We start from the raw sequence: 13,999 nt of genomic DNA on the forward strand, positions 1-13,999 counted from the left end.
CAATGATCTGGCTTTTTTATGTTCAGCTCCCGGCGGCGGCCATAGAGCGCTTTTGCAGGCTGTCGGAAAGAACTGAATAAGCGACGACTTTCTTTTTCTGCTGTTTGACGACATCTACATGATCTTCGTAGCTGTATACAAACACCGTCACATCTTTTTTTCCTTTTCTCGTCTTAATGACAAGCGGATCGGCTCCGTTTTGCGGATGAAGATAACGCTCTTCATCCCCTGGGTATATATAATGCCGTTCGATAAACACGGCTTCGTTAAAATCATCAATCACCCGGCGTTTGTCTTCGCCTTCCAGACGTTTTCCGCCGAGGGAAACGGCAGCGGACGCGTCACTGAGCTTTGAATGGGTTTCAAACTTGCGGAGGATCCATTCCACCGCTCCGGTAGGAAGGCATGTCAGCACAATCTTAATCAGGCTTATGACAACAATTGAAACAACTGCAATCCATGTCACCTTACATCATCTCCATACTTGTTCTACCTGAATCTTAACATAGAAGAAAACGTTGTTTTTTGTACATTATGTGAAACTTGATATATGTTCAAAAAAAATCCGGATCACCTAGGTGATCCGGATTTTTCAAGTTTGCTTCTGGTCGTCACGGCGGACGGCTTCTCTCAGCTCTTCCGCGACAAATTCGACGTTCGGCCCGATAATGACCTGCGCCGTTTTATTCCCCGTTTTGATAACCCCTTTTGCTCCCGCTTTTTTAAGCGCCGCTTCATTAATGAGAGACGTATCCTGCACGGTCAGCCTGAGGCGGGTCGCACAGTGATCAATCGTTTCAAGGTTTTGCCTGCCGCCGAGCCCCTTGAGCATGGCATGTTCTTCGACGGAACCGGCCGTATCTTCACTAAGCACTTCTTCCTCTTCCTCATCATCTTCCCGTCCCGGCGTTTTCAAGTTTAACGTTTTGATGAGCATATAGAAGACGACAAAATAGATCACCGCATAACAAAGCCCGACAACGAGCAGCAAAAGCGGTTTTTCGGCAATGCCGTAGCTGAGGAGATAATCGATCGCCCCCGCCGAGAATGAAAAACCTGACCTGATTCCGAGAACATTCACGATAAATAAAGAGAACCCGGTTAATATAGCATGAACCCCGTACAAAAGCGGTGATAAAAACATAAATGCAAATTCAATCGGCTCTGTAATTCCGGTAATAAATGCCGTCAGCGCGAGACCGATCATCATTCCGGCCGTCGCTTTGCGCTTACTTGGCTTAGCCGCGGCAATCATTGCCAGACATGCGGCCGGAAGCCCGAACATCATAATCGGGAAGAATCCCGTCATATAAGTTCCCGCCGTCGGATCCTTCGCAAAGAAGCGGGCCAGATCTCCCGTTTTTCCGTGAAAATCGCCAAACTGGAACCAAAAAATATTATTCAGCACATGATGAAGACCGAACGGAATCAAAAGCCGGTTAAAAATCCCGTAAATCCCGGCGCCGATTCCGCCAAGCCCGATCATCCATTCTCCGAAAGACGTAATCACCGACTGAATCGGCGGCCACACAAATCCGAAGATCCCCGCCAAAATAATGGTAATCAGCGCCGTTACAATCGGAACGAGCCTGCGCCCGCTGAAAAACCCGAGATATTCGGGCAGCTTCGTATCCTTAAAGCGATTATACGTGTATCCCGCAATTAACCCCGCGATAATCCCTCCGAAAACGGCCATATTATTTGTCGAATTGATTGATTTTACAGCAGCGTCCAGCATGATATAAGAAATTGCTCCCGACAGAGCGGCGGCCCCGTTGCTGTCTTTCGAAATCCCGATCGCAATTCCGATCGCGAAAATCAGCGGCAGATGATCAAATACCGCGGTCCCCGCCGCGTAAATGAACGGAATATTTAATAAGTCCTCTCTGCCGATGGCCAAAATAATACCAACGGCGGGCAGAACGGCAATCGGAAGCATAAATGATTTTCCGAGTTTTTGCAAAAATTGAAGCATTTTACCCATCCCCCTTCTTTTTTCTTAAATATACCACATAAGTTATCTAGTGATCTATACCAATTTTCCTTCATTTATTCACATAAGGCTTGTTGGTTTTCTATTTATAAACCAGTTGTGGTAAGCTTGAATCAGATGATTAAAAATAGAAAGCGGGAATGACAATGATTGTAACGAACGATCAAGAATTAGAAGGCCTTAAAAAAATCGGCAGAATCGTCGCGCTGGCGCGTGAAGAAATGAAGAAAAAAGCCGAGCCCGGCATGAGCACGAAAGATCTTGACCTGATCGGAAAGGCTGTGCTTGACGAGCACGGAGCCGCTTCCGCTCCGGAGAAGGAATACGATTTCCCGGGCGTGACATGCATCAGCGTAAATGACGAAGTCGCTCACGGCATTCCGAGCGCCTCTAAAATCTTAAAAGCCGGAGATCTTGTAAATATCGATATTTCGGCGGAGTTCGGCGGTTTTTATTCCGATACGGGAATTTCATTTGTACTCGGAGAAGGCGATGAACGTCTGCAAAAGCTTTGTAATTGCGCAGCATCCGCATTTCAGAAAGGATTGGATCAGGCAAAAGCCGGCAAACGCCAGAACCAGATCGGCAGAGCCGTCTACCACGAAGCCCGCTCCAACGGATTTACCGTCATTAAAACGCTGACGGGCCACGGGATCGGCAGAAACCTCCACGAAGCGCCGAACCACATCATGAATTACTACGATCCGTTTGATAACGCGCTGTTTAAAAACGGAACCGTGATCGCGCTTGAGCCGTTTATTTCCACGAAAGCGGAAACGATTGTTGAAGCGGGAGACGGCTGGACGTTTAAAACGCCGGATAAAAGCCTTGTCGCCCAAGTGGAACACACCATCGTGATCACAAAAGATAAACCGATTATTTTAACTGCATTGTAATGTTTCATCTCCCTTCCAAACAGGTATACAACAACTAACCCGAAGGAGGGAGACGCATGAAAAAAGATAAAGAAAAAATCAAAATCGAAAACGAAATACACGCCATGCACGGCGTAACGAAACAGCAGATTTTAGAGGATTTCGAGGAATTTAAGGCGTACCTTCATCAGAAAATTTCCGCCGGAAAAAAACTGGGTCTGGATGACAGCAAAATCATCAAAAGCGCCGCCATCCTCGGGGACTATCTCGCCAAACACGAGGAGCCCCGCAATGCGGAAGAAAAACTCTTACAAGAACTGTGGGACATTGCGGATGACAATGAAAAACAGCATTTGGCCCAGCTTCTCGTCAAACTTGCCGGACACTGATACAGTGCCCGGCTTTTTTATGCTCCGTTATAAGAGTTGTGCTACACTGGACATATGTCTGTGAAAGGAGCCATTTTTCAACATGTGGTTTATTATCTTCGGGTTTATTTTCTTTATTGAAAGCATCATTCTCACCGTTTACGGAGTGAAGAAAAAGAAGGGGATGCTGATTTATTTCGGCGTCGTTTTCGGAATCATGACACTCGGAACGGTGCTGTTAAAATTAACCGGCCATTAAGCATGAAAAGACCGCCCTTTACATATATATGTAAGAAAGCTTTACATCTCTGAATCGAAAGTCTCAGTTTTTGCGTTATCCCTTTTCAGCGTCTTTTTATAGATGTTACAATGCCAAAAGTTTGGCAAAAACTGAAGAAACCTCCCCAGCGGGAGAACGGAGAAAGGAGTTTTCTGACATGCATTATGGCAGTAAAGGCTGGTATGTAGAAGAGTTAAAGAAAAAAGGAATTACCCACTATGAAGGAAGAAAGCTTCAAAGCTTCAAAAAGTACTTCCTTGCCAATCTGCTGGAAACAAAAAAACAAGCATAACGTAAATCAGCCGTGCTGTCAGTGCAGCACGGCTTTTTTTCTATACATTAGTGAGCCTGTCTCTTTTTTTAAGGAAGGACTCCCTCCAGCTTTCTGACAGCGCTTCTTCCCGCAGTATTTCTTCAATCGCTGACAGATTGCCGGAATCACGATATTTCACTTCATTCGCATACCAGACGGAAATGCTTTCTTTTCCTCTCGACAGACGCTTGAGGACGGGACGCGGATCGACATATCCTTCTTCAAGCACCCTGAAATAAAAGCCGGTAAATCCCGTCTGCTGTACACGGAGCACCATATCTTTGATGCCATATTTGAGCGCGAGTTTGACGCAGGGCTGGCGCGGCTGGCTTACTTGAACGACGGCTTCCCCCAGTTGAAAGACGTCTCCGATCCACACGTCTTGTTCGGCAAGTCCTTTGACCGTTACATTCTCCCCGAACGCGGCGGCGGGAAGTTTTCTTGCGAGCGTTGTTTCCCAATATGAATAATGCTCGGCGGGATACACGCACACCGCTTTATCGGGACCTCCGTGATGCTTCAGATCAGCCTGCCCGTCCCCGTCAAAATGGGTTTTATACAGCATGACGGGAGAATCTGCGGGCCGCTTTATGATGCCGGAATTGATTTGTCTGCCGGCAAATTCATGAATTGCGGGCTTTCCGAGATTGATAGATAAGACAGAATAGTCTTGCGTCACCTCGTTCACATCCTTTGCGAAATCTCATATCTTTCCTTTATCATAGTAAGAAAAAGGTGGTTTTTCCATGCTTCAATATCATATGATTGCAGACGGCCGGGTTCAGGGCGTAGGTTTTCGCTACTTCGTCCAGATGGAAGCCGACAGACATAAGGTAGCCGGCTGGGTAAAAAACCGTGATGACGGCCGGGTGGAAATCCTTGCCGAAGGTCCTGAAGAGTCGTTAAAACAATTTGCCGAAGCAGTCAGAAAAGGCAGCCCCTTCTCAAATGTCACAGGCGTAACCATCGAAGAATCACACCGTCTGAAAGGGTACCGCACTTTTACCATCAGTTACTGATAAGGCTTGTCCTGATAATAATAATTCGGCTTCACAATCGTATTGTCATATGATTTATGGAAAATGTGGGTGGAAGCCGGCGAGATCGGCGGAATCAGCCAGGTCCAGTCGCCCGTCAGCTTTCTGCCCGCGTCTTGTTCCTGTTCTTCAAAGCGTTTAAATTGATTCGCCGCCGTATGGTGATCGACAATGCTGACACCGTGTTTTTTGTATGAATAGAGCACTGCTTTATTCAGTTCCACCAGCACCTGATCTTTCCACAGGTCGGTATTCAGGCTGGCGGAAATCCCCATGACCGCAGCGGCTTTTTTGAGCATATCATACCGTTTTTCGTCAGCAAGGTTCCTTGCGCCGATTTCGGTTCCCATATACCATCCGTTAAAAGGCGCCGCGTTGTACGACAGCCCGCCGATTTCAAGCCTCATATCGGCGATAATCGGAACCCCGTACCATCTGAGATTTAAATCGGCAAACTCTTCAATATCCGGATGGGTGATCGGCACTTCTTTCACGAGCGTCTGAGGCAGGTCATACCAGACCGGCTGCCCGTCCCCTTTCATCCGGAAAAGCAGCGGCAGAATATCAAAATCGGTCCGCTTCCCGCGCCAGCCGAGTTTTTCGCAGACAGCCGTCAGCTCATATGATGCCGGATCACCGACTCTTCCTTTTTCAGTCTCATATCCCGCATAGCGGATGAGCTGGTGATTCCAGATCTCCACTTGTTTTTCCCCATTCTTCTCAGGAGGGAAAATCGTAATCGTCGGTTTAATTTTTCCGCCGTTCGTGGCGATTTCAATATGTTCAAATAATGCGTCGCGCACCTCTTCTTTCGTTTTCACACCGCGCCGGTCAATGACGTTCAGCGATTGCCAGAACAGACGCCCGATACAGCGGTTGCTGTTGCGCCACGCCATTTTCGCCCCGTGTTCAAGCTCTTCCGCCGTATGGACGTAACTCCCCGTCCGATCTATCTCATCTTTTATCGCGTGTAGTCGCTCGTTGATTTGCGATTCCATTCCGAGTTCCTGATAGCAGACATCAATAAAATCCTTCGCCTCATCCCAAAGTATTTCCGTATGTTTCAAAAAACTCTCTCCTTCAATTTACATCTGTTTCCCATTGTATCGTTTTTAGGTGTGAACACAATGGTTTTTTTGTATCATACTGGAAACTGCAAAGAAAAAACACCTGTGATGTTCGCAGGTGTTTTACAAAACGGAATGCAGTTTTTCAGCCAGTGTAAGCAAATCCTCACGGTAGTTTTTTCCCGTCATCGGAATTCCGTGACCCGTCAAAAGCGCTTCCGGCTCCAGTTCGGCCAATTTCTCAACGGATGCGGCCGCCGTCTGCGTATCCGCTGTAAAATAAGCGGGCGGCCCGTGAAGCTCTTGCTTTTGAATGACAACGTCCGCAAGCGATTCCTGTTCAACAGTGATCACGGCATCACCGGCAAGCAGAACGCGGTCTTTATCCCGGAATAATGAAATATGGCCGGGGGTGTGACCGGGCGTATGCACCCATTTCCATTCTTCAAGAAACGGAACGGTACCGTCTGAAGGCAGTGCCTGAACGGACGGAATGCGGATCGTATGGCGCGGAAACAGCGGTGACAGCTTTGCGACAAGCCCTTTTTTCGCATCGGGCCTGGCAGGCGGATAATCCGCTTTCCCCGTGACGTACGGGAGCTCCTTTTCATGAATGTAAACCGGCACATCCCAAAGCTCAAGCAGCTCTTCAATCGCACCGACATGATCAAAATGACCGTGTGTCAAAATGACCGCCTTCAGCTGATACCCCTCTTTGAATCGGCGTTTCATTTCTTCTGTTATCATCTCCGCCGATTGAGGCATTCCCGCGTCAACCAGAATGATTTCCCGCGGAGCTGAGGGATTTTCGATAAAGTAAACATTCGCAATCTGCACGGTCAGTCCGTAAACGCCGTCCGCCGCTTTAAAACCGGCGCCGCTTCTCACTGAAAAAAGCGGCATAAACGGATCACTCATCATGGCACCTCCTCTGATGCCTTTAGTGTGCGACGAACCGGGTGTTTTATGTTAAAAAATCGTGATTGCGCCGATGATGAGCGCAAAGGCCGTCATGACGATAACGGCAAGAACCGCCCATTTCATCGCAAATTTCTGGTGTTCATCAATGGTGACCCCGGCAAGCCCGACTAATAAATGCGTCGACGGCACGAGCGGGCTTAACATATGAATCGGCTGGCCGATAATCGAAGCGCGGGCGATTTCCACCTTATCTACACCGTACGCCACGGCGGTCTCGGATAAAATGGGCAGCACGCCGTAAAAATAGGCGTCATTAGGCATCAGAAACGTAAAGATACCGCTCGTTAAGGCAACAATCGCCGGAATAAAACCTCCCATCTGTTCCGGAATAAGCGATACGAGGGAAATGGCCATTTCATCAACCATCTTCGTCCCCGTTAAAATTCCGGTAAACACGCCTGCGGCAAAAATCATCGAACCGATCGCAAGCACATTGCTCGAATGGGCTGAAATACGCTCCCTTTGATCGTTAAGCTTCGGATAGTTGACAATCAGCGCGATACAAAACGCAATGATGAACAGCACGGTTAAATTCACTTTTCCTGACACTAAAAATCCCACTAAAGAAAGCGTTAACAGTAAATTGAACCACCACAGTTTCGGCCGCCTCCATTCATCTTCCGCAGCCGCAGCCGTTTCATTTGTATGGGACGGCTGCTTTAATTCGATCACCCCGAGCCGTTTCCTTTCCATCCTTCCGAGTACATAAGCGACCACAATCATACATACCATGCCGCTGGCAATGACAGGCAGCATCGGCCCCGTCAGCTCTGCCGGGTCAACGCCGAGCGCACTCGCCGCACGCGGCGTCGCGCCGCCCCATGGTATCGTGTTCATGATACCCATGCCGACACCGGCGATTCCCGCTAAAATAATCGGACGGATTCCGAGCATGATATACAAAGGCAGCATTGCGCTTGTCGTAATCATATACGTCGTCGAGCCGTCTCCGTCCAGTGCGACAAGCATGGTCAAAACGGCTGTTCCGACTACAATTTTGAGCGGGTCGCCTTTAACCAGCTTTAAAATACGCGACACCATCGGATCAAATAAACCGGTATCAATCATAATGCCGAAATAAAGAATCGCAAACATAATCATGACTGCAATCGGCGCCACCTGTTCAATCCCGGAAATCATCATCTCGCCGACCCGGTTAAAAGAAAACCCGGCAAACAGCGCAAACACGATCGGCGTTAATACGAGCGCCGTTAACACTGAAAGCCGTTTTGTCATAATCAGCACCATAAAAACAAGCATCATAAGAAAGCCTAAGATTGCTAACACAGTATGTCCCCCTTATTATGAATACGCTTACATTTTAAAGGCCCGATCCCCTTTATCCGCCTTTTTGCTATCTTATGAGAATTGGATATTGAAGTAAATATTTTGGATTTTAAAGATTTTTAATTTTTTATAACCTTTTCGTTCATTTTGTTCATTTATAAATAAAAAGCCTCCCGCAAATATGCGGAAGGCTTATTTTTCGCTGCTCATCATCTCTTTATAAAACTCGGTCTGCTCTTCTAAAAAGCGTTTTGCGCCGCTGCTGTTTTTATAAAAGCTCTCCCAATCCCGTTTTTTCAACATTTGCTTCCACTCCGCGGATGAGGTAATCTGTTTCAAAGCCTGATCCCAATAGGCGATCTCGCCTTCGGTCATGTCTTTCGGCCCCATGATGCCTCTCCAGTGCGCAAAGACAAACGGCACCCCCTGCTCTTTCCATGTCGGCACATCGCTGAAGCCGGAGAGCCTTTTGTCCGACGTAACGGCCGCCAATGTGATTTTCCCTTTCCGATAGGCGTCTCTCGCTTCTGAAATGGTCATTGAGGCGGCGTCTATCTCGTGGCTGATAAGAGCTTCAATGACTTCATTGCTGCTCCCGTATTGAAAAAAGCGGATATCAAACGGAGAAATTCCGGCCATTTCCGCCGCTCTCGCAAAGGAGAGCTGGTCATCATTTCCGAGGCCGGGCGCAAATCCGATTTTTATGCCGCCCGGATGTGCTTTAATATCGCCGAGCAGCCGCTTTCCGCTTTTTATCTTTGAATCCTTCGGAAGAGCGACGGTCTGCCACTCTTTTGCGATAATGGCCAAAGGCGTAAAATCAGCTGCCTTCAGCCGGCTTTGTCCCAAAATTTCATTGCTTAACAGCAGGCTTGAATTCATACTGATGACATCCGTTTTTCGTTCGTTTACATATTTCCAGCCGCTGTCTCCGCCTCCGCCGGGTTTATAGACGATCTTTACGGGCCGGCCTAATATTTGCTTCCGCTCTATTACCGATTGCAAAGCTTTTGCCGTTACGTCCCAGCCCCCTTGAGGCGCTGCCGAGACGACAATTTCAACCGGCCCTTCGGCTGAACGGATGCCCGCCATCTGCCGTCCGTCAAAAGAAACCAGCGCCGCCAGCATGACAAGAAGCACTCCCAACCGCTTCATTTCTCCCATCCCTTATTCATGTGCTAAATAATATTTCCGTTCCGGCCTGCCGATAATGCCGTACTCTAATTCAGCGAGCGCTTCTTCCTGAGAAACGAGAAACTCGGCGTAGCGCCGCGCCGTTGTTCTGGAGGCGCCCATTTTTTCGCCCAGTTCTTCAGCCGTCATCCCTTTTTGGGCTGCCCTGAGCGCGTTTTTGATTTTTTGAAGTGTAATCGAATTAATCCCGGTCGGCAGATCATTGAGCTGTTTTTGTTCTTTCTGACCGCTTCCGAAAAACATGTCGATAACGGACTGGCTCAGCTCCGGCTGTGAGTGCAGCCATTCTCTTTTTTCACGGTACTGCAAAAGCACTTCTGTAAATTTATGTGCCGACACCGGCTTTATGACATAGTGGGAAACGCCTGATCTGAGCGCTTCCTGCAGCAGTCTTGTTTCGGCAGAAGCCGTAATAATGATGATATCAACGGAAGGAAAACGGCCGCGGATAAGCGGGAGCAGATCTGTTCCCAGCTCATCCGGCATATAAATATCCAAAAGCAGCAGATCAGGCTGCCGTTTCTCAAGCAGCGATATGGTGTCTTTGGCATTGATTGCTTTACCGATGACATTGAATCCATCAAGATGTTCGATAAATTTTTCGTGAATTTGCGCTATTCGAAAGTCGTCCTCTGCAATCGCGATGTTAATCACACCGATTCCCCCTTTGGCGTTTCTTTCGGTATAAACACCGTAAATACGGCTCCGCCGCTCTTTTGCTGCGAAATCTCTATCGATCCCTGTAATTCACTGACGGCTTCTTTCAGATTGGCTAAGCCGTATCCTCTCCTTGTCCCCTTTGAAGAGTAGCCCTTTTCAAATATGGTTTCTGTTTTTTCCTGAGGCACGCCATCCCCTGAGTCCGCCACTTCGATGACGATATCCCTGCCGATATCAGTCATAAAAAAGGCGACCTCTTTTTTCTCTTTTTCGGCGACGGCTTCGAAAGCGTTATCAATAAGATTTCCGATGATCGTAATGAGCTGGGATGAACCCACATGCTCCGGCAGCGATTCTAAAAAGCTGTTTTCATCTATTGAAAGCTTCACTTTCTTCTCAGACGCCTTTCCCATTTTTCCTAATAGTATGGCCTGAACCCGCTGTGAATGAATGTTTTGAAAGAGGATTTCGTGCTGTTCATTCTGGATGGCGTACTCTTCTTTTATCAGTTCAATGGCTTCATTATATTCTCCCAGCTCTAACAGACCGAGTATCGCGTAAAGCTTATTCGAGAATTCATGCGTTTGCGCCCGGAGATCCTCCGAGTATTTTTTCATTTCAGTCAGCTTGTTAATCAGTTTCTTGAGCTCTGTTTTCTCCCGGAAGCTGATCACCGCTCCGTATACTTGTCCGGTCTGCTTCATTTCTTTCACGTTTAAGATAAATACTTTATTTCCGGCACGCACCTCCACGTTCGGCGGTAATTCTCCCCCTGCCAACACCGGCATGAGATTTGCGCCCGGCATGATTTCTTTTATATGCCTTCCGATCATCGGTTCCGGCAGATTCAGCATATCAGCCGCAGATAAATTCATCATGGTTACCGCGCCTTCTTTGTTTACGGCGATAATCCCTTCTTTAATCGCAAGGAGCATCGCATTGCGCTCCCTGTACAGCGCTGCAATTTCATGCGGTTCAAGGCCGAGTGTATCTTTACGGATGCTTTTTGCGAGCGCCGCCGCTCCCCCGATGCCGATAAGAAACACCAAACATGCAAAATAGCCTAAATGCCGCAGATGCGCTTTCATATCTTTTTCTATCTCATCTTGTAAAAACTCGACTGTCACCGTTCCGACGACTTCGTTATGATTTTTTTCCTCCAAAATAACCGGGGCGCTCCCCCGGACAGCCTTCATTCCGTCGGAAACCGGTGACCCGCCGAACATGATGGTTTTATTTTGCAGATTTTGATTTTCTTTCGGAATACTGCTTCGGGCCGAATGAAATGCAACATGCCCTTTTTGATCAGTGATGTAGACGGCGTGCGCGCCTGCCTGTTCTTTCATTTGTTCAATGACATCTAACTTTGTAAAAGCCTCTTGATCCGCAAGCCGGAACGCCTCTTTTACAGGAGGCATGTATGAAATGGTTTTTGCCGTTTGCACCGCCAGCTGTTCAGCCTGCTTCTGCCCTTCCTTTAATTGCTGAAAGGCAAATATAACCGTGAGCGTTCCGATGACAAGTATTAATAAAGCCGTAATTAATCCGGCGATTTTCATTTGCAGAGAGACATAAAACCGCTTCGCTTCCAACACAGCACCAGCCGTCCTTTCCTCCTAAAATCATACCATTTTTTAAATCTTTATTTCTCATTTTTGAGAATTTTCGTGATCTTTTTCTCTTGTCATTTCTGCAGTATGGTATAATTTCCCTCAAGAGAGATAAGAAGGATAACTTTTTATAATCGCTGCGCAAAAAAAGACTGACAGAAGCCAGTCTCGGGATGTTTAACAACGGACGTATATTCAGTTGAAAAAGTGTTTCTCTATGATGGCCGAGATACATTTGAATGACCGGAAATATCAATTAATTTTCCTTTGACGGCCAGGCGTCCTTCGGTTCTTACCGCCTTGTCGCATGTGATTAATGTAATCTCTTTATCTTTTGTCTCCTGAATTGCGTTTGCTTCTATTTCTGAAATCATGGTTTTTGATGTTACAGAATAAATATAGTCTTTTCTAAAGTCGGTCATCACGATTTGCGCGCCTTTTTTTATGTGTAAAAGAGGGCCGAACAATAGGTTCTCCTGCTTCAGATGGTGGCCTGCCAACGGGTAGTTTCCCTCGCCCATTTTCTGATCCGGACGCATAGTTGCCGCGCCGATCAGCAGGTTTTCATTGGTTGTGCCTTTTAAAATCGGAAGGTCTAAATCGATGCTGCTGATGGTTATCCGTCCGATTATCGGTTTTGGTTTGCGATTAAAACTTGACTGAACTGTTTCCCTGAAACCGGGCGGATGAATGGATTCAAAATCATAGTCCGCTTTTTTCATGTTATTTTTCCGCGCTTGTTCTGCGGTTAATTCCGATTCAATTTGACTTTTACTGAGGTACGCGATCAAACAGCCTTTCATGAGAGGAGAGGAAATGAGAAGCAGCCCGGACAAAATAAGAACGGCAATGATCATTTTTTTAACCATGAAGAAAATTCCTTTCTTGTACGTCATGCGGTGAGTATTTGGTGAGAAATGATTCTCTTTTAAAAAAAGCACCTGATCGATTCTTACATGATCAGGTGCGATAACGTCTATCTATTCCTTGCTTTCTTCTTTCTTGATACAACAGCCGCGGCTCCGCCGGCTAATAGCAGCAGAATACCGGCCGTGACCGGCATCATACCGTCCGTATCACCGGTTTTCGGCAGGTTTTTGCCTGTATCCGGGTGATTGGTTTTACCATTGGTATCAGGATGATGCCCGCCTTGATTCGTTTGATGATTCGGTGTGTCTTTCCCAGGTGCGGGATTTTTTAATTTCTTATTAGAAACGACGACCTCAACGGCTTTTAACTGTCCTTTTTCAATTGTGAATTCAATTGGTTTTTCGTTCAGCTGATAGCCGTCAGGCGCTTTTGTTTCGATAAATCGATACTGTCCGGGCGCTAATCCTTTCACCGTAAACCGGCCCTTTTGATCCGTCTTCCATACCGCCGGCCGTTCTTTGCTGCCGCCGGTGTTTACCGGATGTCCGGCAGAATCCGTGATCTTGAATTCAGCACCTTCCAGCACCTTATTTTTATCGTCATGATCCACTTTTGTCAGTGTGACATCACCCGGCGTCAGTGTATTCTCCGCACTGATTTCGACTGGTTTTATGTCGGTATTTGTGATCTTGAATGATATTGGCGTTTGATCCAAACTGTAAAGTTCGGGCGCTTTTGTTTCGATAAATTGATATTCGCCCGCTTTCAGTCCCCGTACAATAATTTGTCCGTGCTCATCTGTCGTCAGGCCCTCTGTCAGTACTTTGCCGTTTGCATCTGTCAGATTAAACTTCGCATCTTGCAGGACTTTCCGTTTGTCACCTTGATCCAATTTTGTGAGAACAACGCTGTTCTTGATGTTAACTGCAGTCAGGGCAGCCTGATTCGGTTTTCCGCTGTTCTCAGCCTTAATCGTAAACGGCACAGGGGTTGTTGACAGCAGATAACCATCCGGCGCTTTTGTTTCAACAAATTGATAGTTTCCGGGCGCCAAACCGCCGGCGTCAATTTTGCCGCCTTCTTTTGTCATCAGATCGTCTCTTACGGTTTTTCCATCACTGTCAATGATTTTAAATACTGCACCGTCTAAAACGTTTCCGTCTTGATCCTTCTTGATCAGCTGGACAGAGCCTTTATAGTTGACGGCCGTTCCTGCGTCAAACGGCTCCGGCTTTCCTTCCGCTGTTTCTGAGATGGTAAACTCTTTTTTCTCCGTATTTAACACATAACCGTCGGGTGCTTTCGTTTCAATGAAGGCGTAATGACCCGGTGTAAGACCGGATGTTTCTACTTTTCCGTCCTTATCTGAAACCAGATCTTCTTTAACCGTTTTTCCATCACGGTCGACGATTTTGAAGACTGCACCTTCAAGGTTTCGGCCTTCCGCATCTTCCTTCGTCAGCC

16 protein-coding genes are annotated in these 13,999 nt (G+C 47.2%); 5 read left to right on the forward strand and 11 right to left on the reverse strand.

Translation table 11 applies throughout. The annotated features are described in order from the left end of the window. Positions 1-22: 22 nt before the first annotated feature. Both D5S11_RS15460 and nagE read right to left on the reverse strand, forming a co-directional pair. Positions 23-466, reverse strand: a complete 444-nt coding sequence (locus tag D5S11_RS15460) for a YfmQ family protein (protein WP_007408492.1) — start codon at positions 464-466, stop codon at positions 23-25. Positions 467-592: 126 nt separating this feature from the next. Further along, complete coding sequence (gene nagE, locus D5S11_RS15465) at positions 593-1,975, reverse strand: N-acetylglucosamine-specific PTS transporter subunit IIBC (RefSeq protein ID WP_015239387.1); 1,383 nt, start codon at positions 1,973-1,975, stop codon at positions 593-595. A 164-nt stretch (positions 1,976-2,139) separates the two neighbouring features. Between nagE and map the strand changes: the two genes are divergently transcribed. From map to D5S11_RS15485, 4 genes are all read left to right on the forward strand, one after another. Beyond that, a complete protein-coding gene (gene map, locus D5S11_RS15470; RefSeq protein WP_007408490.1) occupies positions 2,140-2,889 on the forward strand; it encodes a type I methionyl aminopeptidase in 750 nt (249 codons plus the stop codon). A 56-nt stretch (positions 2,890-2,945) separates the two neighbouring features. Continuing rightward, positions 2,946-3,257: a DUF3243 domain-containing protein gene (locus D5S11_RS15475; protein WP_003155607.1), complete on the forward strand. Its 312-nt coding sequence runs from the start codon at positions 2,946-2,948 to the stop codon at positions 3,255-3,257. Positions 3,258-3,339: 82 nt separating this feature from the next. After that, entirely contained in the window at positions 3,340-3,495 is a 156-nt protein-coding gene (locus D5S11_RS15480) for a hypothetical protein (RefSeq protein WP_003155608.1), read from the forward strand. 178 nt (positions 3,496-3,673) lie between these two features. Next, on the forward strand, positions 3,674-3,808 hold the full coding sequence (locus tag D5S11_RS15485; protein ID WP_003155609.1) for a YflJ family protein: 135 nt from the start codon (positions 3,674-3,676) through the stop codon (positions 3,806-3,808). A gap of 40 nt (positions 3,809-3,848) precedes the next feature. Here D5S11_RS15485 and D5S11_RS15490 read toward each other — a convergent pair whose 3' ends face one another. Beyond that, the gene (locus tag D5S11_RS15490; protein WP_015239385.1) at positions 3,849-4,508 is read right to left on the reverse strand and encodes an MOSC domain-containing protein; all 660 of its coding nucleotides are present in this window, start codon (positions 4,506-4,508) and stop codon (positions 3,849-3,851) included. A 67-nt stretch (positions 4,509-4,575) separates the two neighbouring features. Here D5S11_RS15490 and D5S11_RS15495 point away from each other — a divergent pair, with 67 nt between their 5' ends. Further along, the gene (locus D5S11_RS15495) at positions 4,576-4,848 is read left to right on the forward strand and encodes an acylphosphatase (protein ID WP_015239384.1); all 273 of its coding nucleotides are present in this window, start codon (positions 4,576-4,578) and stop codon (positions 4,846-4,848) included. Here the strand turns inward: D5S11_RS15495 and nosA are convergent. From nosA to D5S11_RS15535, 8 genes are all read right to left on the reverse strand, one after another. Further along, a complete protein-coding gene (gene nosA / locus D5S11_RS15500; protein WP_020955496.1) occupies positions 4,842-5,933 on the reverse strand; it encodes a nitric oxide synthase in 1,092 nt (363 codons plus the stop codon). The genes D5S11_RS15495 and nosA overlap by 7 nt on opposite strands. Positions 5,934-6,056: 123 nt before the next feature. Next, positions 6,057-6,851 (reverse strand): MBL fold metallo-hydrolase, encoded by a 795-nt coding sequence (locus D5S11_RS15505; protein ID WP_032867806.1) that lies wholly within the window; start codon positions 6,849-6,851, stop codon positions 6,057-6,059. A 51-nt stretch (positions 6,852-6,902) separates the two neighbouring features. Further along, positions 6,903-8,201 carry an Mg(2+)/citrate complex secondary transporter CitM gene (gene citM / locus D5S11_RS15510; protein WP_007408485.1) on the reverse strand — a complete coding sequence of 433 codons (1,299 nt, stop codon included), beginning with the start codon at positions 8,199-8,201 and terminating at the stop codon, positions 6,903-6,905. Between the two features lie 192 nt (positions 8,202-8,393). Further along, a complete protein-coding gene (locus D5S11_RS15515) occupies positions 8,394-9,356 on the reverse strand; it encodes a tripartite tricarboxylate transporter substrate binding protein (protein WP_032865212.1) in 963 nt (320 codons plus the stop codon). 12 nt (positions 9,357-9,368) lie between these two features. Next, on the reverse strand, positions 9,369-10,049 hold the full coding sequence (locus D5S11_RS15520; RefSeq protein ID WP_007408483.1) for a response regulator: 681 nt from the start codon (positions 10,047-10,049) through the stop codon (positions 9,369-9,371). Beyond that, on the reverse strand, positions 10,046-11,650 hold the full coding sequence (locus tag D5S11_RS15525) for a sensor histidine kinase (protein ID WP_108725102.1): 1,605 nt from the start codon (positions 11,648-11,650) through the stop codon (positions 10,046-10,048). The genes D5S11_RS15520 and D5S11_RS15525 overlap by 4 nt, the downstream gene beginning before the upstream one ends. Before the next feature lie 230 nt (positions 11,651-11,880). Next, positions 11,881-12,534: a class A sortase gene (locus tag D5S11_RS20085; RefSeq protein WP_025284410.1), complete on the reverse strand. Its 654-nt coding sequence runs from the start codon at positions 12,532-12,534 to the stop codon at positions 11,881-11,883. A gap of 107 nt (positions 12,535-12,641) precedes the next feature. Continuing rightward, positions 12,642-13,999: MSCRAMM family protein (locus tag D5S11_RS15535; RefSeq protein ID WP_128424635.1), on the reverse strand; the 1,358-nt coding region annotated here is incomplete at its 5' end.

Source organism: Bacillus sp. L75 (genome assembly GCF_003676355.1).
Taxonomy (GTDB): Bacteria; Bacillota; Bacilli; order Bacillales; family Bacillaceae; genus Bacillus; species Bacillus velezensis.